General features: G+C 36.8%; 21 protein-coding genes. 10 read left to right on the top strand and 11 right to left on the bottom strand.

Annotated features, from left to right (window positions below; translation table 11 throughout):
* Positions 1 to 12 precede the first annotated feature (12 nt).
* The 4 genes from QM524_RS10995 to QM524_RS10980 form a co-directional block, all read right to left on the bottom strand.
* Positions 13 to 1,665, bottom strand: coding sequence for a CTP synthase (locus QM524_RS10995; RefSeq protein ID WP_283344619.1), 1,653 nt, complete (start codon positions 1,663 to 1,665; stop codon positions 13 to 15).
* 178 nt (positions 1,666 to 1,843) lie between these two features.
* Complete coding sequence (locus QM524_RS10990; protein WP_283344618.1) at positions 1,844 to 3,058, bottom strand: glycosyltransferase; 1,215 nt, start codon at positions 3,056 to 3,058, stop codon at positions 1,844 to 1,846.
* 165 nt (positions 3,059 to 3,223) lie between these two features.
* Positions 3,224 to 4,513 (bottom strand): aminopeptidase P family protein, encoded by a 1,290-nt coding sequence (locus QM524_RS10985; protein WP_283344617.1) that lies wholly within the window; start codon positions 4,511 to 4,513, stop codon positions 3,224 to 3,226.
* 18 nt (positions 4,514 to 4,531) lie between these two features.
* Positions 4,532 to 5,299 carry a class I SAM-dependent methyltransferase gene (locus tag QM524_RS10980; protein ID WP_166577480.1) on the bottom strand — a complete coding sequence of 256 codons (768 nt, stop codon included), beginning with the start codon at positions 5,297 to 5,299 and terminating at the stop codon, positions 4,532 to 4,534.
* 296 nt (positions 5,300 to 5,595) lie between these two features.
* Between QM524_RS10980 and QM524_RS10975 the strand changes: the two genes are divergently transcribed.
* Together QM524_RS10975 and QM524_RS10970 are read left to right on the top strand one after the other, a co-directional pair.
* Positions 5,596 to 6,372, top strand: a complete 777-nt coding sequence (locus QM524_RS10975; RefSeq protein WP_283344616.1) for a hypothetical protein — start codon at positions 5,596 to 5,598, stop codon at positions 6,370 to 6,372.
* Positions 6,373 to 6,540: 168 nt separating this feature from the next.
* On the top strand, positions 6,541 to 7,251 hold the full coding sequence (locus QM524_RS10970) for a hypothetical protein (RefSeq protein WP_283344615.1): 711 nt from the start codon (positions 6,541 to 6,543) through the stop codon (positions 7,249 to 7,251).
* A 249-nt stretch (positions 7,252 to 7,500) separates the two neighbouring features.
* Here the strand turns inward: QM524_RS10970 and QM524_RS10965 are convergent, their stop codons facing one another.
* Positions 7,501 to 8,481 (bottom strand): ketoacyl-ACP synthase III, encoded by a 981-nt coding sequence (locus QM524_RS10965; RefSeq protein WP_283344614.1) that lies wholly within the window; start codon positions 8,479 to 8,481, stop codon positions 7,501 to 7,503.
* 63 nt (positions 8,482 to 8,544) lie between these two features.
* Positions 8,545 to 9,132, bottom strand: a complete 588-nt coding sequence (locus QM524_RS10960) for a TetR/AcrR family transcriptional regulator (protein ID WP_095162864.1) — start codon at positions 9,130 to 9,132, stop codon at positions 8,545 to 8,547.
* A 288-nt stretch (positions 9,133 to 9,420) separates the two neighbouring features.
* Here QM524_RS10960 and QM524_RS10955 point away from each other — a divergent pair, with 288 nt between their 5' ends.
* Positions 9,421 to 9,678, top strand: coding sequence for a hypothetical protein (locus QM524_RS10955; protein ID WP_283344613.1), 258 nt, complete (start codon positions 9,421 to 9,423; stop codon positions 9,676 to 9,678).
* Between the two features lie 227 nt (positions 9,679 to 9,905).
* Here the strand turns inward: QM524_RS10955 and QM524_RS10950 are convergent, their stop codons facing one another.
* On the bottom strand, positions 9,906 to 12,134 hold the full coding sequence (locus QM524_RS10950; RefSeq protein WP_283344612.1) for a transferrin receptor-like dimerization domain-containing protein: 2,229 nt from the start codon (positions 12,132 to 12,134) through the stop codon (positions 9,906 to 9,908).
* 232 nt (positions 12,135 to 12,366) lie between these two features.
* Between QM524_RS10950 and QM524_RS10945 the strand changes: the two genes are divergently transcribed.
* From QM524_RS10945 to QM524_RS10935, 3 genes are all read left to right on the top strand, one after another.
* The gene (locus tag QM524_RS10945; RefSeq protein ID WP_283344611.1) at positions 12,367 to 12,609 is read left to right on the top strand and encodes a hypothetical protein; all 243 of its coding nucleotides are present in this window, start codon (positions 12,367 to 12,369) and stop codon (positions 12,607 to 12,609) included.
* A gap of 2 nt (positions 12,610 to 12,611) precedes the next feature.
* Positions 12,612 to 13,145: a hypothetical protein gene (locus tag QM524_RS10940; protein ID WP_283344610.1), complete on the top strand. Its 534-nt coding sequence runs from the start codon at positions 12,612 to 12,614 to the stop codon at positions 13,143 to 13,145.
* Positions 13,146 to 13,371: 226 nt separating this feature from the next.
* Positions 13,372 to 14,115, top strand: a complete 744-nt coding sequence (locus QM524_RS10935; protein WP_283344609.1) for a hypothetical protein — start codon at positions 13,372 to 13,374, stop codon at positions 14,113 to 14,115.
* Positions 14,116 to 14,175: 60 nt separating this feature from the next.
* Here the strand turns inward: QM524_RS10935 and QM524_RS10930 are convergent, their stop codons facing one another.
* Complete coding sequence (locus tag QM524_RS10930) at positions 14,176 to 14,937, bottom strand: 3-keto-disaccharide hydrolase (protein ID WP_095162877.1); 762 nt, start codon at positions 14,935 to 14,937, stop codon at positions 14,176 to 14,178.
* 176 nt (positions 14,938 to 15,113) lie between these two features.
* Here QM524_RS10930 and QM524_RS10925 point away from each other — a divergent pair, with 176 nt between their 5' ends.
* Positions 15,114 to 15,644, top strand: coding sequence for a hypothetical protein (locus tag QM524_RS10925; protein WP_095162878.1), 531 nt, complete (start codon positions 15,114 to 15,116; stop codon positions 15,642 to 15,644).
* A 116-nt stretch (positions 15,645 to 15,760) separates the two neighbouring features.
* Positions 15,761 to 16,237: a hypothetical protein gene (locus QM524_RS10920; protein WP_095162880.1), complete on the top strand. Its 477-nt coding sequence runs from the start codon at positions 15,761 to 15,763 to the stop codon at positions 16,235 to 16,237.
* A 24-nt stretch (positions 16,238 to 16,261) separates the two neighbouring features.
* Here the strand turns inward: QM524_RS10920 and QM524_RS10915 are convergent, their stop codons facing one another.
* On the bottom strand, positions 16,262 to 16,417 hold the full coding sequence (locus tag QM524_RS10915; RefSeq protein WP_166552404.1) for a hypothetical protein: 156 nt from the start codon (positions 16,415 to 16,417) through the stop codon (positions 16,262 to 16,264).
* A gap of 305 nt (positions 16,418 to 16,722) precedes the next feature.
* Between QM524_RS10915 and hisS the strand changes: the two genes are divergently transcribed.
* The gene (gene hisS, locus QM524_RS10910; protein ID WP_283344608.1) at positions 16,723 to 18,087 is read left to right on the top strand and encodes a histidine--tRNA ligase; all 1,365 of its coding nucleotides are present in this window, start codon (positions 16,723 to 16,725) and stop codon (positions 18,085 to 18,087) included.
* 77 nt (positions 18,088 to 18,164) lie between these two features.
* On the opposite strand, the gene QM524_RS10905 is transcribed toward hisS, so the two are convergent.
* A complete protein-coding gene (locus QM524_RS10905; protein ID WP_229362948.1) occupies positions 18,165 to 18,968 on the bottom strand; it encodes a glycoside hydrolase family 25 protein in 804 nt (267 codons plus the stop codon).
* Positions 18,969 to 19,282: 314 nt separating this feature from the next.
* Positions 19,283 to 19,918, bottom strand: coding sequence for a peroxiredoxin (locus tag QM524_RS10900; RefSeq protein ID WP_095162884.1), 636 nt, complete (start codon positions 19,916 to 19,918; stop codon positions 19,283 to 19,285).
* Between the two features lie 230 nt (positions 19,919 to 20,148).
* Here QM524_RS10900 and QM524_RS10895 point away from each other — a divergent pair, with 230 nt between their 5' ends.
* Positions 20,149 to 20,613: a DinB family protein gene (locus QM524_RS10895; RefSeq protein WP_095162885.1), complete on the top strand. Its 465-nt coding sequence runs from the start codon at positions 20,149 to 20,151 to the stop codon at positions 20,611 to 20,613.
* Positions 20,614 to 20,790 lie beyond the last annotated feature (177 nt).

Genomic DNA, 20,790 nt, shown 5'->3' with positions numbered 1-20,790 from the left:
TTTTACAAAAGGTTATTTACTTGTTCCTTTTGCTACTGGAGAAGCATTTTTTAAAGCCGCCTTTACAAAATGTACAAACAATGGAGCAGGATTTACCACTGTTGATTTATATTCTGGGTGGAATTGAACACCGATAAAGAATGGGTGATCTTTGATTTCAACAATCTCAACCAAACCAGAGTCTGTATTGATACCTGTTGGGGTCATTCCAGCAGCTTTGATTTGTTCAAAATAATTATTGTTAAACTCATAACGGTGACGGTGACGCTCTTGGATATTCAATTTTCCGTAGATGCTGTGTGCCAACGAACCTTTTTCGATTTTACAACCATAAGCACCCAAACGCATGGTACCACCTTTGTTAGTGATGTCCTTTTGTTCAGCCATGATATCAATTACTGGATGAATGGTCTCTGGGTTCATTTCTGAAGAGTGAGCTTCTGCTAGACCCAATACGTTACGAGAAAACTCGATTACGGCACATTGCATACCCAAACAAATACCAAAGAATGGAATTTTGTTTTCACGGGCATATTTTACTGCGTTGATTTTACCTTCTATACCACGCTCACCAAAACCTGGTGCTACCAAGATACCGTCCAAGTTAGCCAATCTGCTTTCATAACCAGCATCGATTAGCGTTTCAGAAGAAATCCAACGAATATTTACTTTTGTTTCACAAACCGCACCCGCATGAATAATTGCTTCAGCAATAGATTTATACGAGTCTTTCAATTCTACATATTTACCAACCAAACCGATAGTGATTTGTTCTGTAGGGTTTTTCAATTTACCCAAGAACGCTTTCCATTGGTCTAAGTCTGCATCACGGTCGTTGTAAATATCTAATTTGTACAATACTCTTGCGTCTAATTTTTCTTTACGCATCAATAAAGGTACATCATAGATAGTCTCAGCGTCCATAGCCTCAATCACATCGTTGGCAGATACGTTGCAGAATAGGGCAATTTTGCGACGCATATCTTGTGGAAGAGGATGCTCTGTACGACATACCAAAATATCAGGCTGAATACCAGATTCTGACAATTGACGTACTGAGTGTTGAGTTGGTTTGGTTTTAAGCTCACCCGCTGATGCCAAATATGGAACCAATGTTAGGTGGATAAACAACGTGTTTTTCTCACCTAAATCCCATTTTAATTGACGAGTAGCTTCAATAAATGGAAGTGACTCGATGTCACCCACGCAACCACCGATTTCAGTGATTACTACGTCGTATTCGCCAGTTTCGCCCAACAACAAGATGCTTCTTTTGATTTCATCTGTGATGTGAGGAACTACTTGAACGGTTTTACCCAAATAATCACCACGACGTTCTTTCGTGATTACATTGTAGTAAATACGACCAGTTGTAATGTTGTTTGCTTGCGAAGTAGGTACGCCCAAGAAACGCTCGTAGTGGCCTAAGTCAAGGTCAGTTTCGGCGCCATCGTTGGTTACATAACACTCCCCATGCTCATAAGGGTTAAGTGTACCCGGATCGATATTGATATACGGGTCAAATTTTTGAATAGTTACCGATAATCCTCTGGCTTGCAGAAGTTTTGCTAATGATGAGGCAATAATACCTTTGCCTAATGAAGAAGTCACACCGCCCGTAACAAAGATGTATTTCGCGGTTTTAGGTTGCCCTTTACCTGACATTGTAAGAAATGATTGATTTGTGAATTTTCCGATGAACGAAAGTTCATGGACGTTTCAGATTTCCCAAAGAAGATTTCATTTTAGAAAATCCGAAACTATGGTTACGGGATACAAAGGTAAGAAAATTACTTAGAACTCTAAGTGTAAAGGGGCTAAGTTTTTTTGAAGTGCCTGATTTTCAGGATAATATTTTTTTATTTTTTTTGAAGATACATTCTGCGAAAAATTTTACCTGATGATGTTCAGAAAACTCTTTCATCATGGTCTGATTTCCGACAGTTTTTGATTGACTTAACAAAAATTGTATTTTTTCTTGTAACTCTTCTGGATTATTTGGCTCAACGGTAATTCCCAGTTGATTTCTTCGGGTAAGTTCTCCCATCAAACCATAATTGTAAGTCAAGAGTGGTTTTTGGGCAAAAGCTGAGCGCACCATAATGCCACTCATACCTATATGTTTTTGATACAAGCCCATAATTACATCAGAAAGCGCAAAGAATTGTTGAATCAACTCTGGCTCTACGAAATAATCAACTTTAACAATTTGTAAGTGGTTTGAACCCTCAATAGCTTTGAGTTTTTCGTCAAAACGGTATTTTTCCTCCGCAGTCCAGCCACCTACTAACAGTAAGCAGGCTTCTTGTTGTTGTTTTTGGGGTAATTGAAGTAATGCCTCCAAAGTTGGAATGATTCCTTTTCTTTCGTCCAAAAAACCAAAAATTAGAAAAACTTTTCGATGCGGTTCGATGCCCAATTGTTGTCTGAGCAGAATAGGAGCTTCCTGAGCAAAAGGATAGGTTTTGACAGGGTCAGGTAAATATAGTGCTTTGTTACTATGCCATTTTTCTTGAATATATTCGGCAGCATAAGGGTCAAGACAATAAAGATTGGTCAACTTTTTAGAAAAAAGTAAGCCACGAAGCATCCATTTTTTACGAATAAAATTGATACGTTCTTTCCAAGAATCTGGACGATAATTGGTTAGTGTAGTTCTAAAAAATATGCCAGAAAAGGTGCAAGGCGCTTGATTGCCTTTTTGTAAAATCGCCAATTGTAAATGGTCAAGATACATCAAAACGCCATGTTTGGCTTGAAATACTGAAGCATATTTACAGAATAATCCCCATTCAAAATCTCCACGTTTGATGACATTATTCTCTGCTTGATACTGCTGAAATTCCTCCTCAGAAATATATTTCCACTCAAAAACTGAAGCATCTACCGACGTTCTTTGCGTGAGCTTAGCGTGTTTTGTGGCAAAGATGGGACTTACCAAAGCTATTAATTTGATTGGTAAACGATGTTCAAGCTGATATTCAATCAAATGTGTAAGATATTCAGAATGATGACCAGAAGCATCTAAATCAAATAATAAAATAGTCGGGAAAGGCATTTTGAGTGAGGAGTGCTGAGTTTTGAGTGAGGAGTTTTTAAATTATTGGGGATTTCAGATATTGGAATTCGGAAAAATCAAACATTTCCGAAATCCAATATCTGAAATCGCAGATAACAAAGACACTTTGTCCCTATGTGCCTTTGCCACTTTGTGCCTGCCTATCTAGGCATTCATCAAGCTTTCGATTTCGTCAGCGTCCATTGGAATACTTCCCATCAAATCGATATTGCTATCTTGAGTTACTAAAATATTATTTTCTAGACGAACACCTAGACCTTCTTCTTGAATATAAATTCCAGGTTCAATTGTAAATACCATACCTTCTTCAAAACGACGGTAGCGATTCCAAACATCATGCACATCCAAACCTAGGTGGTGTGATGTTCCGTGCATAAAGTATTTTTTGAATAAAGGAGATTCTGGGTTTTGATTTTTTACGTCGGTTTTATCAAATAGACCTAATCCAATCAATTCAGACTCGATAAACATTTCTACTTCGTGTTGGTATTCACTCCATAAAACACCTACCTGCATGATAGACTTAGCGAATTTGAAAGCACGATGTACGGCATCATATACCGCACGCTGACGAGCCGTAAAACGACCATTGACAGGAATAGTACGCGTTAAGTCCGCATTGTAGTTAGCATATTCAGCTGCTACGTCCAACAACAACAAATCTCCATCTTTACAAATACGGCTGTTTTCGATATAGTGCAATACACAAGCATTGGCACCCGAAGCAATAATTGGCTGATAAGCAAAGCCTTTTGAGCGATTGCGAACAAACTCATGGATAAGTTCTGCTTCTACTTCGTATTCTGTAACACCAGGTTTTACAAAATTCAAAAGTCTTCTAAAACCTAATTCTGTAATACGAATAGCTTCGTTGAGTTGCGCAATCTCCACAGGACTTTTGATTACGCGCAAATGGTGCATAAGCGGAGCCACGCGCTCAAGACGGTGCAAAGGATAGCGCTCTTTTACCCAGTTGATAAACTTTGCGTCGCGTGTTTGTACCTCAGAACTATTACGAATATGTTCGTTGGTGTTGAGATAAATGGCATCTGCCTCAAATACCAAAGTAGTTAATATTTGCTCAAATTGACTAGTCCAATAAATAGTCTGGATGCCTGAAACCTCTCTTGCGTGTTCTTTCGTGTATTTGTATCCTTCCCAAACCGCAATCAAATCTGATGTTTCACGCAAGAACAAAATTTCTCTCATTCGAGGGTCTGGCGCATCTGGAAACAACAAAACAATGGTTTCTTCTTGGTCGATACCACTCAAATAAAACAAATCAGAGTTTTGTCTGAAGCCCATTGTACCGTCCGCATTGGTTGGCATAATGTCATTTGAGTTGAAAATCGCTATAGATTTTGGTTTCAACAGCTGGTTTAATCTAGCTCTGTTTGTTACAAACAGTTGACTATCTATTGGTAAGTATTTCATTGATGAGTGTTGATGGGGTTATTTTTTTTCGCACAAATAAATAATCTCCTCCTTCGGAAGAGCATAGCGTTCTACTTGGTCTTTTGGCATTTCCATCACAAAACGGTCTTGCGTTACATGCCAACCACCTTGTTCGAGGCGTTTGTGGTAGTCACGACCAAAAATACGGAAGTGGTCATCTTGTTTGAAAAGACGCTCACGCTCTTTCGGGTCGGTGATGGTTTTATCCTCAAAAGTAGTTTCCAAGTTCCAGTCTTGTGGCGATTGCATAATACCCCAACCGTTTGGTTTCAGTACACGACGCATTTCTTGCATACAACGAATATCATCGTCGACGTGCTCCAATACGTGATTACAGAAAACTACATCGAAAGTATTGTCTTCGAAAGGAATATTGTGCAAGTCCATTTTTACTTTTGCCAAAGGCGACTCAATATCAGCGGTGATATAGTCCAAGTTTTTCATTTTTTCGAAACGGTCGATAAAACAATACTCAGGCGCCACGTGCAAAACTTTAAGGTCGGCTTTGAAGAAATTTGTCTTTTGTTGAAGGTATAAATACATCAAACGGTGACGTTCGAGCGCAAGACAGTTTGGACAAAGAGCGTTATCACGAGGCTCAAGACGACCATAAGGAACGAATTTCGAAAATGTAGAGCCACAAACTGTACATTCCACCTTATTACCTCGCAAAAAGAACGCATATAGGTTCATGGCAAAGTGACTAACTAATTGCAAATACTTACGAGGAATGTTTCGGAGTGTCCAGCTAATAATTTTTTTCATGGAAATGATGGTCAAATATATTTTTTGCAAAGGTAAAAAATGATTCCGAAATAAAATAGGAGGGATTACTTACTTGACAGAATAGCCTGATTAAGTAGCTTTGATTAAAAATGCTAGCCTTATGAGTGTTTTGTAATACAAAATGTAACTAAATTTATAGAAATGAAACCTTTGTGAATCTATAATTTATTTAAAAAGCATATTTGAATATGTAATTTATTTTGCAAGTTTGTCATTTCGTTTAACCCTTAAATTAAAACCCTGTAGAATTTCAAAATATAAACACCTTCATTACTATGAACATCACCGAACAGGAAAAGCATATTGTATCCTTATTTCGAAAACTTCCATCTGAGGAGAGCCAGACTAAGATTGTCAAAGCTTGGTGTCAAACAGGCAGAGATGTTACAAACCCTCAAACGAATGTAAGTATAGATTTTTATGAAGAGTCTTTAACGACAATCATCGAAAGGGTAGGAGAGTTAAAGATAAAATACGAAGCATACATTGCATTAAAAGAGCTACTAATCAACCAATTTAATAATGGTAACAGCTACAGCGATATCATGGTTACTTTGTATCCTGATGGAAATTATGAGTTTAAATACTGGTATGACGAAGAACGAATTTATAAGCAAGAATATGATGTTGGAATGCTTCGTTCAAAAGATTTTCCTCATGCAATGGCAAAGGCATTAGTATTTTACCATTTGGAAGATATTAAGTTTAGGAGGAAATACAACAGAATAATAATGACTTTTGAAGTAAAGGAAGGAGAACCTTTTGTGGATTTGTATCTCATAAATGGTAGAAAACAAATCCTTCCTGTTTACGATGCAGAAAAAATTGAAAAGTATGGAGATATCATCTCTGAGAATACCTCCAATGTAAAGACATGGTTAAAAGAGCACTATGAAAGGACTAACCATGGAATATTAAAAGATGTCTGGAAACCATGGAATAAAATCGTAGTGAGCGTACCTTCAAGTGGGTATTTGAATGAACTTGAGGATATACATTATTATTTGGATGAGGTAGAACTGGAAAAAGATTTTTTTCTGAAGGGCTATTAATCTAGTTTATGCCTTATGCCCTCGTTGGAGTTTTCTCCATTGAGCCTAGCGACAGCAAAAAGTCTGTTATTTATGCTAATATGTTGCTTACGCCAGTTTGTTGGAGAGAATTTCAACAAGGGCGAAAATAATGACTAAATCTTTCTATTAAAATCTCCACAAAGAATAATGACAAGGAAATATTTTTTAACGGAATTAAATAAGCTAATGGGTTCTTATTTAGCTGAACATGGCTTTAAAATCAAGCAAGATTGCACTATTTGTAAAACAACAAATGACTTTTTTTGTAAAATTAAATTGTCCTTCTTGACCTATGATACTATTCGTCTTAACTATATAAATTGTTCCATTAAAATGGTCAGCCTCGAAAAAGCATCTACTGAGATATATTATGGTCATCTTACCAAAGAAAGAATAAAAGAAAAATATCAAATGGCTGTAACGCTGTATGGCCCCCGTAAAGAGGTAGAAGTAGATATTTATCAGGATGAGCAAATAAGCTTGTTTGTTATTGCATTTAAGGATTACTTCGAGAAAGTTCTTCTTCCATTTTTTAACAAGTATTCAGATATACAAGCACTCAGTGAAAGGTATCAAGAATATGATTTAGAGTATCAAGAGGGTACTGGTTATATAGGTAATTTCCATGATTTTGAAGCAAGTCGACCCTATTTTGGCTACCTCTGTACACCTGACGCAGTAGGTCGTAGAGTTTTAATTATGAAGTATATTAATGACCCCAAAGTGAATGATTTCCTCAAATGGTACCAATCATGTATTGAATCTGGACAAGTTGGTTTAGAGGTCAATAGAGATTATTATCTTCGTATAGTACCGAAATTAATTGATTGGGAAGTTCCCCAAAAATACCTTAAATAGTACTAATTCCTTAAATATTCTCGTTGGCGAGAACATCACGCACGGCGAAATATCAAAAAATAAACACCTTTTTATGCCCTAGTTGGAGTTTTCTCAAACGAGTCCGGCGACATCAAAAAGTCTGTAATTGATACTTATTTGTTGCTTACGCCAGTTTGTTCGAGTAATCTGTAACATGGACTAAAAATCACAAAAGCGGTCGAAAAACTCATTTCGACCGCTTTTGTTTTAACTCGAAAATCGAGAATATTAAGCTTTCTGAATACGATTGGTCAAGTAAATACCTGCTAAAGTAAGTCCACTGCCAAAACCTGCTAACATTAATTTGTCATCCAATTGTACTTTGCCGTTTTGGATACCGTTGTACCAAGCAATTGGAATAGAGGCTGCTGAGGTATTTCCGTAGTTGACAACGCTCTCCAAGCATTTTTCAATAGGGAAATTCATTTGTGAGCAAGCTGCTTCCAAAATACGAATATTCGCACTGTGAGGAATCATCCAGTCGATTTGATCTGTAGTGATGCCATTTTTTTCAGCTAATTTGATAATATTAGCGGGGAGGTTTGATACAGCCCATTTGAATACGGTACGTCCGTTTTGGTGGATTTTTCCGTTACAGTCTATCTGTTCAAAATTGATAGGAGCGGGTTGATTCGATAAATACAAATCTTTTCCTAAGTCGCCATTGGTTGTCGAAATAGATTTATGAAGATATTGCGTTTCTGAACTTTCTACTAAAACTGCACCAGCGCCATCACCGAATAACACACAACTGGTACGGTCGGTAAAATCTGAGATTTTTGAAAGCGTTTCACCGCCAATCACCAGTACTTTTTGGTAATCGCCAGTAGCGATAAGACCTTTAGCTACAATCAAACCGTATGCAAAACCTGCACAACCAGCAGATATGTCCATACAGCCTGCACTTGGAATTCCTAAACGACTTTGTACCTGACTTGCCATACTAGGGAAGGCTTGTTCTGGTGTACTGGTGGCTACAATCACAAAGTCAACGTCTGCAAGATTCTTTTGATAATTGTCAGCAAGATTTTGAGCCGCTTTTACACACAAATCACTGGTATATTCGGTTTCTGAGCTGTAATAGCGGGTATTTATCCCTGTTCTGCTCACTATCCATTCGTCGGTGGTTTCCAAAAATTGCTCGAAATAGTGGTTGTCGATTTTCTTTTCAGGAAGATACACCCCGATAGAATCAATAATTGCATTCATAATGACTTGTTTTTGAATTGTTTGAATACACATACCGAAAGGTATGTGGTACTGCAAATTTTTTTAGAGGCGGATCTGTTCAATAATAGCCGACTCAATATGATTAGCGATATTTACGATGTAATTTTTATTTTGGGTAATCAAAGACATGAATATTCCTCCTTCAATCATGGAATAAATATTGGTAGCCAAGGTATGTGCGTCGGTGGCTTCTTTGATTTCTTTGTGCTTAATGCCATGGGTGATAATCGTGGCAGTATTTTGGATAAGTCTATCGCAAATTTTACGAGCCTCCTCAAACAAAATTGGATTGTTGAAACGAGCATCAACTCCCAAATTAAGAAGCGGACATCCACCTCTTTCAGAAGCTAATTCATAATAATATTCTTTGAAATAAAAGGTCATGCCATAAAGCTTGTTAATAGCACCTTTACGTTCAATAACTACATTATTAAGGGGTTTTACCAATTTTTTTACATTCAAATGAAAAGCTTGAAATGCTAAATCTTCTTTATTTCTGAAGTAAAAATATACTGCTCCTTTGGTGAGATTGGTGGCCTTAGTAATCTCAGAAAGCGACGTACCGTTATAGCCTTTTTTGTTAAAAAGAGGAGCTACTTTTTCGAGTATGTATTCTTGCGTCGTTTCCATGGATTGTAAATATAGGAAAAAAAATAATTCACATACCAATCGGTATGTGAATTATTTTTTCGGGTTAAAGAAAATTAACTTGTTCTAACCTAAAATCTTATGGATACAACTTTTAAAAAATGCTTCTTTCAAAGTTAATTCTACAGTGAGAATCAAGCGAAGCAGAAAATGAAATTCCTCTGGTAAAAAATAAGTCTACAAATCACATTTTTTTGCAATAAAAGTGCCTCATTCTTTGTTCTAATAAAGTAATAAAACATAATCCTCAACAACTTATACATATATTTTATGAAAGATACCGTCTTTGCCAACTGGACTTTATCTAAACTTTTGAGCAAAAAACAATCTCTAAAGTTTTACGTTAACACTTTTTTTGTATTTCAAATTACATTGGTGCTTATATCGGTGTATCTCATCTCCACCATCAACAAGCCAGCCTTAATGTCTCCCTTAATTTTGTTGAACGTAGGAGTACAGCTATATCGTAACAAACATAAGTTACAATTAAAAATGGTAGAGCAGGAGATTTATTCAAGAAGGAAATAATAATTGCCTGATCAGGTATTCGGCAAACTATTTCTAATGAATCAAAAAAGCGGTCGGAAAAAACTAATTTCGACCGCTTTTTTGATGCTACTATAAAGACGCAATCATTGTGTCTCTACCAATGGAATACAAATTTTTACTCAATCACTCAATCTCAATTCACTCAATGAAGAAAGATTCATTTATTTGGAAAAAATGGTGCCTTCACGATGACTAAACTTTCATATTTATTCTCCTAGCAAAGCCACTGCTTTATCAATTTGGTCGCAGTATTTGTTTAGTACTGAGGACACAATCTCAATGCCTTTTTCTGCTTCTTTCCATTTTCTTTGTTCAATAGACTCACGTACCGAAGGAATTGTTTTTACCCCATATCCCGTAAAAAATCCTGGCGCATAAATTTGGTGTTTATACCACGGACGATTCGGTAAACCTTCTGTTAAAGTCAAGGTTCTTTCTATCGTATAGAGAAGTTGGTTCAGTGCCTCAAGTTTTGCTGGCGCTAATTTATTGCTATTTTTTACCGCTGAAGCGTAAGAATTAGCACTTTTGTTAAGACGATTCAGACTATTTTCGAGCGGTGCAAAATTGATATAAGGAACCTCATCATAAGTTTTTACCATAATTGGTTCGTTCGGGTCAGCGGCTGCCGCAAAATGTCCTTCTTTTACCAAACGATTATTCTCTTCGGTTTTACTACGAATATTTTCTAATAAAGCCTTTACCTCAGTGCCGTAGTTTTGAAGGGTATTCGAAAAGTTTTGGAACTCAAAAGGCAGAACATCGGCATTTGCCAAACGCAACACGGTTCTTCCCATGGTTTTTGCCAACGTAACCCCATAAGCAAAATCAGGGTCTTTAAAACGAGTGTAATGGTCAAATGAATCATAAATTGAGTGGTATTCGCCTCCTTCATCTTCGCCACCATAGCCCACATTCATAGCAGATACGCCTAAATGTTGTAAAAATGGTGTGAAATCCGAACCTGAACCCAAGGCACCAATCCGAATATCACCACGACTCAATGCTTCTTTTTTACTTTCCCCCGACCCATTTACCAAAATATAGGAACGTAAACGGTCATAAACACTGATATTTTTTTGTGGGTCGATGACATCTCGGCTTACTTGATTAAAGAATTTTTCTAGGGTATGAGAGCCTCCTGCCGAAAGAAAACCTCGTCCGTTGCCATCAGAGTTGAGATAGGCTACTGCTTTTTTCTGTAATTCTGCACGATTGGCCTCAGCCCATTCGGTTGAGCCTAACAAACCAGGCTCTTCACCGTCCCAAGCACAAAATACTAGGGTTCTTTTCGGTTTCCAGCCTGTTTTTGCCAATTCTCCAATGGCACGAGCTTCTTCCATAACGGCAACCATACCACTCAACGGGTCGGCTGCACCAAATACCCAAGCATCATGGTGATTGCCTCTGAGAATCCACTGGTCAGGAAATTCCGAACCTTTCATGACGGCAATAACATTAAACAAAGGCTCTACTTTAAAGTCAAATTGTAACTTCAAATGTACTTTTGCTGCACCCGGACCCACATGATAGGCAATAGGTAAGCCCCCTCTCCACGATTCTGGTGCTATTCTTCCATCCAGTGCTTTGAGTAATGGCAAGGCATCGCCATAAGAAATAGGCAATACGGGAATCGTCATGATGGTTGTGGCGTCTTTTATGTCTAATCGTTTGGCATCTTTGGTATCTCCATAACCTGGCGTTAGTGGGTCACCAGGTGCAACAGGCAGGTCTAATACCGAACCACGTTGTGCACCAGCTTCTGGTCTGAAGGGGCCTTTGGGGTATACATCGCCTTGACCGTAGCCATCGTCTTTAGGGTCGGAGTAAATAATACAACCCACTGCACCTTTTTCGGCAGCTAATTTAGGTTTTAAGCCACGCCAAGAACCGCCATAGCGCACAATTACAATTTTTCCTTTGACATTCACCCCCATTTTTTCCAGTACTTCATAATCATCAGGACGACCAAAATTGACATAGACTAACTCAGCCGTAACGTCTCCGTCTGCCGAAAAGCAATTGTAAGTCGGCAAATGATCTTTGAGTTGGTTGGAAGTACCATCTTCTTTGAGCATAGGTTCGACCAAACTGGCTTTGAAAATCGTAGGACTTACCAAACTCACCTCACGAACTTTGGGTGTTGGAAAAAGCGTGTACAAGGTGTCGATACGAGCCTCAAATCCCCATGATTTAAACAAATCACGCATATATACGGCATTGGCACGGTTGTGTGGCGAGCCTACGTAATGAGGTTTTGAACTCATATACTTCATCCAAGTACGTAGGTTTTGGGCATTGAGTTGAGCGTCAAACTTAGCTTCTAATTCTTTTTCTGTAGAAGTTCCTTTTTCAGAAAACCCTAAAAAATTTTGAGCTGACGAGGTAAGTTGTCCAAGGCACAAAAAGCCTAGGAGTGTAATCAGTTTTTTCATAATAAGTTACGATGAAGAAAAGTGAACATAATCGCCGAAGATTAAGTCAAATTCGGTATTAGTAAAGATAAGAAGTTTATCGATTAGCAAAAGGATTAAATACCCTAAAGTTCAGAAAGAGGAAAAATTAGTAACGGGTTATGCCGATAATCACTTTTTCAATTTACTAACTATCATATTTTTTATAACTTGAAGGTCATTAAATCACAACTAAACTAAATCACCTCTCGACATGAAAGATGAAACCTATTCAAAATTGACCCTTGAAGAACTAAAAGCCAAAGAAAAAACATGTAAGATATCATTTTACATTACCCTCATTCTACAAATGCTTTTGGCAGTATTGACTATTTATTTAGCTATTGTAAAAAAACAATTTGCCTCTATTGCGATATCTTTAGGCGTCTTACCATCATTGATTTTTATGTATCAAAACCTCAAAAAAGTTCAAGAAGAATTAAATAAACGTATTTAGTAATGTTCAAAAATTTAGGATTTCAAGAATATCTATCGATTGGGTATCTTTATTTATTGATTCTCGGCGTGGTCAGCGAGTCTATTTTCTATAGAATGTTGGGCATCAATATCCTCCATTTCGCTTCACTTTCCGATATTCTCACTGCTCCATTGACATTGCTAGTAAGTCATTGGATGATTCCTGCTAGTATTGTAGGAATGATTTTAGTTTTGTTTTTACTAACTAAGCTCAGTGAAAAGTTTAATGCAAAGCATAATAAGGAGCAGTCTGTAAACCTCCTAGTATTGTGCTCAGCATTTATCTTCTTTGGTTTCTTCATCGGGATAGAACTAGGAAGAGGAACTAAACAAAAAAGTTTAATCGCTGAAGGAAAAAACCAGCCAAACTATCTTATAACTTTCGATGATGGACAAGCCCAAAAGGTGAAAGTGATAGGACAAAATTCTACTTATCTATTTTATGTTCCTGAAAATGGTAAAAAGCTTATTATTACTTTGATTGATGGGAATGTGAAAAAGATGGAGGTTTTGTAGAAAGAATCTCTCAAAGAATCTAGTTATGTATTGTTAGTGAAAGGTGAATCAGTTATTTGAATATATTCATAACATGTAGTCATTATAGCATTTTTTAACAGATAATCACCAAAATAAAGCATTCGTCCATTCGTTGCATAGAATAGCTAGATTTGTATTTTTTATGAATCTAGCTATTGTTTTCTAGTTTCAACCTAAATATTAATAGCTTGTGAAGAAAAATTTTATGTTCGCATCCTGTTTACTCTTTGTTTGTACTGTACCTCTGGTTGCACAAGATACGCTTGAAGGTCAAGTTCAAACAGTGCAGCTCTCTACCACTGAAACAAAAGTCTCTACGGAACATTTTCCTAATATTTCTAATGATTCTGAGTCGAATAGACCGACAGGGAGTCTACCAAGTTATCATATCCCCACCGAAAGAAAACGGATTCAAATGCTTGTCAAGGCAGAGTATAATACTTATGGCTATAAAACCTACAGAGTCGCAGATAACGAGAAAATGTTTCAAAAGTCAGCTTTATCCAATATGTCGTTAGGAGCAGGGGTGCTCTGGGAACCCAAAGGTTTTAATCGAAAGCTAGGCGTAGAGATTGATGCCGCTTTTGCAAGCTATGAAGAACTTGCACAAATGAACGCGGGGTTTTTACCAGCGAAAAATGTAACGGCCTTAAGTTTTGCGCTTTTACCTCAATACGTTTTTTACCAAAACGAAACAGAAACGGTTGCTTTATTTATACAAGCTGGACCAACTTTTGAAAAGGTTATAAGTGATAGTACTCCCATGAAAACATATGTCTATTATGATGACATATTTGGATACAAAGTAAGTTTAGGAACAAGATTTGGTAGGTTATTCACTACTGTAAACTTCTCTCAAAATGATTCAGGAAGAACATCATGGAGTAATTTTGTAAAAGCTCGCATTACAAAAGTTGGTTTGTCGTTGGGGTATAATTTGAGTAAGTAATAAAAACAAAAAAGCGAGCGTCTCGAAAAACGCTCGCTTTTTTGTTAGAATCCTAAAATCTTACAATTCTCTAATCCAAACATTTCTGAAACTTACTGCATTTCCGTGGTCTTGCAATGAGATTGGGCCTTTTGGACCGTGTACAGGATTGGTTGGCTGACCAATATAGTTAGTTACACCTTGAATTTTTGTATGATTTTGTACGATAATGCCATTGTGAATTACTGTAACATAACCAGGCGTTTCGATACCACCATTTACTGTAAAGCGAGGGGCTGTATAGATAATGTCGTAAGTGTTCCAGTCGCCTTGTTTCGCTGTAGCATTTACCATTGGAGGTGTTTGCTTATAAATCGAACCAGCTTGTCCGTTGCGATACGTTCTGTTTTTGTACGAATTTAATACTTGTACTTCGTAAATGCCGTGGAAGAATACACCGCTGTTGCCACGTCCTTGGCTTTTTACATTTTCAGGTTCTTCAGGAGAACGCCATTCAATATGTAATTGACAATCGCCAAAATGTTTTTTAGTTGAGATATTGCCAGCGCCTTTAACGACTGTAAAAACACCGTCTTTTACTTCCCATTTAGCAGCACTACCATCTTTGACAGATTCCCACTGGTCAAGATTTTTACCATCGAACAACACAATGGCATCTGAAGGAATTGCTCCTGGGGTTACAACGCGAACTTCTGGGTCCCAATATTCAGTGGCGTCTGGTTTTTCAGGATTTTTTTCTACAAAACGGAAATCCTGTGCTTGAACTTTTAAGCCCAAAAGACAAACTGCGGCACTTAAAATTACCTTCTTCTTGATTTTCATTGGAAAAATTGTTTAAGTTTAAATTTTAAATACAGTAAAACAATTCTACAACTTTGGATGTATCCAAATTAGGAGTTTTGCCCTACTGTAATTCGGGAATAGTTATTGATTATAAAAATAGTTTTAAGTTTACCGAAATAAACTGTCTGTAAATTTAACAGCAAACTTAAATAAATATGAAAAATGCCCAAATTAATTGGATTAAATTCTATATCCTATCAGGGTTTATACTTATCTCTCATACTTTTTTTGGACAAAATACAGCTTTTCGCTATCTTGATGTAAATACATTATGTAAGGACAAACGTGTTTTGGCACTTCGAAATGAATTGCCTAAAGGTTGGCGTTTCAGAACCAATGGCTCAAATTTTTACATCGAACGCATTGATGATGTATATTTGCCCAAAGAGGCTCTCAAAAGCATAGAAATGAAGACTCAGCCTGTTGAGAAATATCTAAACGGGAAAAAAATATTACTTTTCAAGACTAAGGCTTACTTTTTGATGAGTGTTGAGAAAAAGATTCCTACCAAGCTCAATAATAAACAAAAGTCGATTATGAAGGCGGTTTATGAATCTGATTTTTATACATTTTTCTTATGGCAGAAACACGGATATACTTATGCCAAGACTATTTTGCCTCAAAATCTTTATGAAGAATTTAGAGAAGTAGAGAAATTGCTGGCAAATTATTGGCTTTCCGAATAGCCAGAGTGGCATCAAGGGTCAAATAGCTTTTAGTAATCAGTTATTTCAAAAATTGTTACTAGTGCCTCGTGCCAAACTAACACATCCTTTTAACCCTAATACTTTTACAATACGAAATGAGACCAAAAATTGCAAAAAAAGCACCAGGAGAAAGATTAGTAAAGCGTATGCCATTGCGTACCAAGTGGATATTATGCGCTGCTGCTGGTATTTTATTATTTGGATTTGGCCTTTCTGTGGTTACTACCGCTGCATTCAAAAAAGGCATGAACGAGGCCTTTTATATATGGTTCTTGCTGGGCTTGTATGGATTAATCCTAACAAGTTTGGGATTGGTATGCCTTGGTCAAGCTGTTCGCTTTAGATTGTTGATGGACATCAATAAGAAAATGAATAAGCAAGAAAAAGAGCTAGCTAAGCAAATTAAGAAACTAAATCACTTGGGTGAGGTACTTAGAAATAAGGAAGACAAAAAGGTGGAAAAGAAAGAAGAAAAAAAGGACGATAGAAAAGGGAAGCCCAATCAAAGAAAAGTAAACGAAAAACCCAAGGTAGAAAAACAAGAAAACCCCGCCACTACCGACGAGGTTTAAATCTCTTAGAAGAAATTTCGAAAATTACTTCGCAGCCTTCGCAGCAAATTCAGCTTTGATAGCTTCGATATCAATCAACTTGATTTCTGGCTTCAAACGCAAACGCTTAATTGCTTCGACTTTGTTTGTAGCTATAGCCTTATTTCTTCTGTCTTTTCTTTTTAGTCTTGTAACGGCCATTGTAAACAGATTTTTTGTTTGAGGTGCAAAATTACAGAATTAAACATTCTTATCCAACACAATATTGGATATTCCTTTGAGAAATACCCTGAAATATAGAGATTTTCGGATATTAAAACCCTTTAGGCTTCCAAAAACCTAAAGGGTTTGTTATTTTTGCAGACATTTTAAAAAAGAGTAGGAAACCCATAAGTCAAGTTTGAATCTCAAAAATGCCATAAATGATGTGATTCGGTATTTTTATTATGGCTCGTCTTAACAAGCTTCTACTTTTTTAGAGTTAATCAAATTACTAATTCAGAATCATGAGTAGCAAACCATCATTAGCAAGAGGAACTAGAGATTTTGGCCCAGAGAAAATGGTCAAAAGAAATTATATTTTTGACACAATCAAGGCCGTTTTTCAAAGATTTGGCTTCCAACCATTGGAAACTCCTTCGATGGAAAACCTCTCGGTTTTGATGGGTAAATACGGAGATGAAGGTGACCAACTTTTATTTAAAATCTTGAATTCTGGAAACTTTTCTGAGGAAATCTCACAAACAGATTTGGATGAAGGGTATAAAAAATTAACGACCAAAATTTCGGAAAAAGGCTTACGCTACGACTTGACTGTGCCTTTTGCAAGGTACGTCGTGATGAATCGTAATGAATTGCCTCTTCCTTTCAAAAGATACCAAATCCAACCTGTTTGGCGTGCTGATCGTCCTCAAAAAGGTCGTTATCGTGAATTTTACCAATGTGATGCCGATGTAGTAGGTACGGATTCTTTGATTTGTGAAGCCGAAATCGTGATGATGATTCAGGAAGTAATGCAAAGTTTGAATATCAACTTTAACCTGAAAATTAATAACCGTAAAATCCTTTCTGGTTTGTCAGAAGCCATTGGTGCTGCGGGTCAAGAAGCCGCTTTGGCTGTAGCAATTGACAAATTAGATAAAATTGGTCAAGAAAAAGTGATGGAAGAATTGGCAGAGAGAGGCTTTTCTGAGGAGGCTTTGGCTAATTTGACTCCTGTTTTCTCTATCACAGGTTCAAACCAAGAGAAGTTTACGAAGCTGGAGGAATTACTTCAAACGTCGGAAGTTGGTAAAAAAGGGATTGAAGAACTTCGTGAAATGTGGAATTACATGACAGCCTTTGGCGTGACAGACGAAAATATTGAATTAGATATTACGCTTGCTCGTGGTTTGTCATATTACACTGGTGCGATTTTCGAAGTAAAGGCATTGGATGTCCAAATTGGCTCTATCACAGGTGGTGGTCGTTATGATAACTTAACAGGTACTTTTGGGGTTCCAGGATTGTCGGGTGTTGGTATTTCTTTTGGAGTTGACCGTATTTATGATGTGTTAGAGGAGCTTAATTTATTCCCTAATAATCAAGCGGTAACCACCAAGTTATTATTCTGTCATTTTGGAAAAGAAGAACAAAACTATGCTTTACCATTGCTTCGTGCGGCACGAGAAAAAGGTATCAATGCAGAGGTTTTTCCAGACAATGCCAAAATCAAAAAACAATTGGATTACGCAGACCGTAAAAAGATTCCATTTGTCGTAATTATTGGTTCTGATGAATTGCAATCAGGTTTGTTGACCTTAAAGGATATGACTTCTGGCGAACAGTTCAAACTTTCGATAGACGATATTTTTGCAAAAATTACAGAATAACAGATTACATCAATATACATAAAGAACCCCACCGACGAAAGTTAGTGGGGCTTTTTTGTATCTGTATTTTCAAGTAATTATTTGATATATAGATTACTCAGTTCAGCTTTATTTCCAAGGAAAACATTAAAATCTACTGTTCCTTTGATACCCTCAACCCAGCCATTTTTGTTATGTTGCCAAAACCAAAGATTTGAGCCATATCCTTTCAGAGACTCATTGGAATAATCCGCAATCCAAAGTGGATAATCGTCGTAATTACCTTTGATAAATTTTTTGTAAAAATTAGGATTGGTATAAATGATGGGCTTGGTTCCATAATGATTTTCAACCATGGTGAGCCACACGCCAATTTCTCTAATAATTTGCTCATCAGATTTTAACGAATTTTGCTCGATATCCAAAACAGGAGCGAAGTCGCCCTTTTCTAATTTTACTGAATTGATAAAATTTCTTGCTTGACCCACTGGCTCACGCCAAGCTATATAAAAGTGATAGGCACCACGTCGCATACCAAATTTACGCGCATGTTCCCAGTTCCGGTCAAACTGACGATCGGCGTGTGTAATCCCTTCGGTAGCTTTCAAAAAGGCAAATTCTATTTTTCTGTTATCGTCAAAACGCATCTTTTCGACTTTTTTCCAATTAATTTCACCATTGTGGTGTGATACATCAATGCCATGTACTTCGTAACGTAGAGGCATTGAAATTCCTACTTTCGAGACCTTTTCCCAACCATTAGGGTTAGGTCTGAAAAGCATTACAATAGCATAAATCCCCCAAATAATTAAGGAAATAATAGATAGGAAACCTGTAAGAAGTATGGCAATCTTTATGTTGCGTGGTAAAGCGAAATATCTTTTCAGTAATAGTTGAATCATTTTGCAAAAATATAAAATTCATACTAAACTATTCCTGAACTACTTGCGCTTTTGAAAGAAGATTTTGATAGAAAAGATAGACATAAGCTATTCTAGATTCTGGAATTAGACTTATGTATCTGCTGAATAACAAAAAAGCATTCGAAAAATTATTTTTCGAATGCTTTTTTGATGCTACTCTGCTATGTGTGACTCGGCTTAAGACGCAATGCTTTGCGTCTCTACAGCTTAAAATAATCACTCATTTACTCAATCTCAATTCTCTCAATTAGAGACTAAGCATAGCAATGGGATAACATAAAACAACCTATAACCTATTTGTTAGGCTGTGGTGTTGTACGTAAATATGGTTTAACTACTGTGAATCCTTTAGGGAATTTCTCAGTTGCATCCTCAGTTTTTACGGCTGGCGTAATAATAACATCTTCACCATCTTTCCAGTCTGCTGGCGTAGCCACTTGGTAGTTGGCAGTCAACTGCAATGAGTCGATTACACGAAGTAATTCTTGGAAATTGCGACCAGTAGAAGCTGGGTAAGTAAGAGTCAATTTGATTTTTTTATCTGGACCGATAATAAACACCGAGCGAACTGTAGCTTTTTCAGAAGCATTTGGGTGAATCATATCGTACAAAGTAGCAACGTTACGGCTTTCGTCAGCAATGATAGGAAAATTAACTGACACACCATTTACCTCTTCAATATCTGGAATCCAACGTTGGTGAGAATCCAAATCATCTACTGAAACTGCAATAACTTTTACACCTTTTTTCTCAAATTCACCTTTCAAAAGCGCTGTTTTACCTAACTCTGTAGTACAAACAGGAGTAAAATCAGCTGGATGGCTGAACAATAAAGCCCATGAGTCGCCTATCCACTCGTGAAAATTGATTGTACCTTGCGTTGTTTCTGCCGTAAAGTCTGGGGCAATGTCTCCTAATCTTAATGACATAATAATATTTGTTTTAGGTTTATACTCTGAGTACTCTAATTAGTCTATAAACTTACAAGATTATATCCATTTTAGTTCCAGTTTGGGAGAAAACTTTATGAATCTTGATAAAAATCAATTTTTTTAGAAAAGATTTAGCCGAATATACAAAGATTAGGTCTATTTTTTATTATTTTAATGATAAATGTCCACTTTGTGTCTGTAAATATCATCCAAAAAACACTCTTATTATGAAGTACCACTTTGCTAAATTAATGAATTACGAAGTTTGGGCAAACGAACAGGTGATTCAAGCCTTGCAATCACTCGACAGACCAGATACACGCTCATTAGAACTATTATCGCATATTTTAGCAGCTCATCTGACTTGGTATAATCGTGCCAGAGAGGTTCGAGCCTATATTCCTCTTTGGGAAACCAAAGACTTTTCGGAATGTGTCATAATGCTGAGAAATATTACGCAAAGATGGCAGGAACTTATCGACCAAAGCGAAGAATTGACCTTTGGAAGAACCGTTTCGTATACCAATAGCAAAGATGAAACGCATTTTTCTAGTTTGTATGAAATACTAACACATTTGATGCTCCATTCAGGCTATCACCGTGGGCAATTGGTGAGTCATTTGAAAGGCAAAATGCAAGAACTTCCAGTCACTGATTTTATTGTTTTTGCTAGAGAAGATGCAAGAAAATAAATTAGTAACCAATGAATAAAAAAAGCCCCGTGGCTACGATAGAAAATAAATTCTTAATGAAGCTGTTTAAACTTTTGAAAAGTATTCCCAAATAAGTGAGAATTTTGTGTTGCTAAATCATAAAACATCACATAATGGGAATACTGAGTAAAAATACAATCGAAACGTGGATTATCC

Origin of the sequence: Flectobacillus roseus, assembly GCF_030056595.1 — a bacterium.
Classification (GTDB): domain Bacteria; phylum Bacteroidota; class Bacteroidia; order Cytophagales; family Spirosomataceae; genus Flectobacillus; species Flectobacillus roseus.
This window is presented reverse-complemented; position numbering and strand designations above follow the sequence as displayed.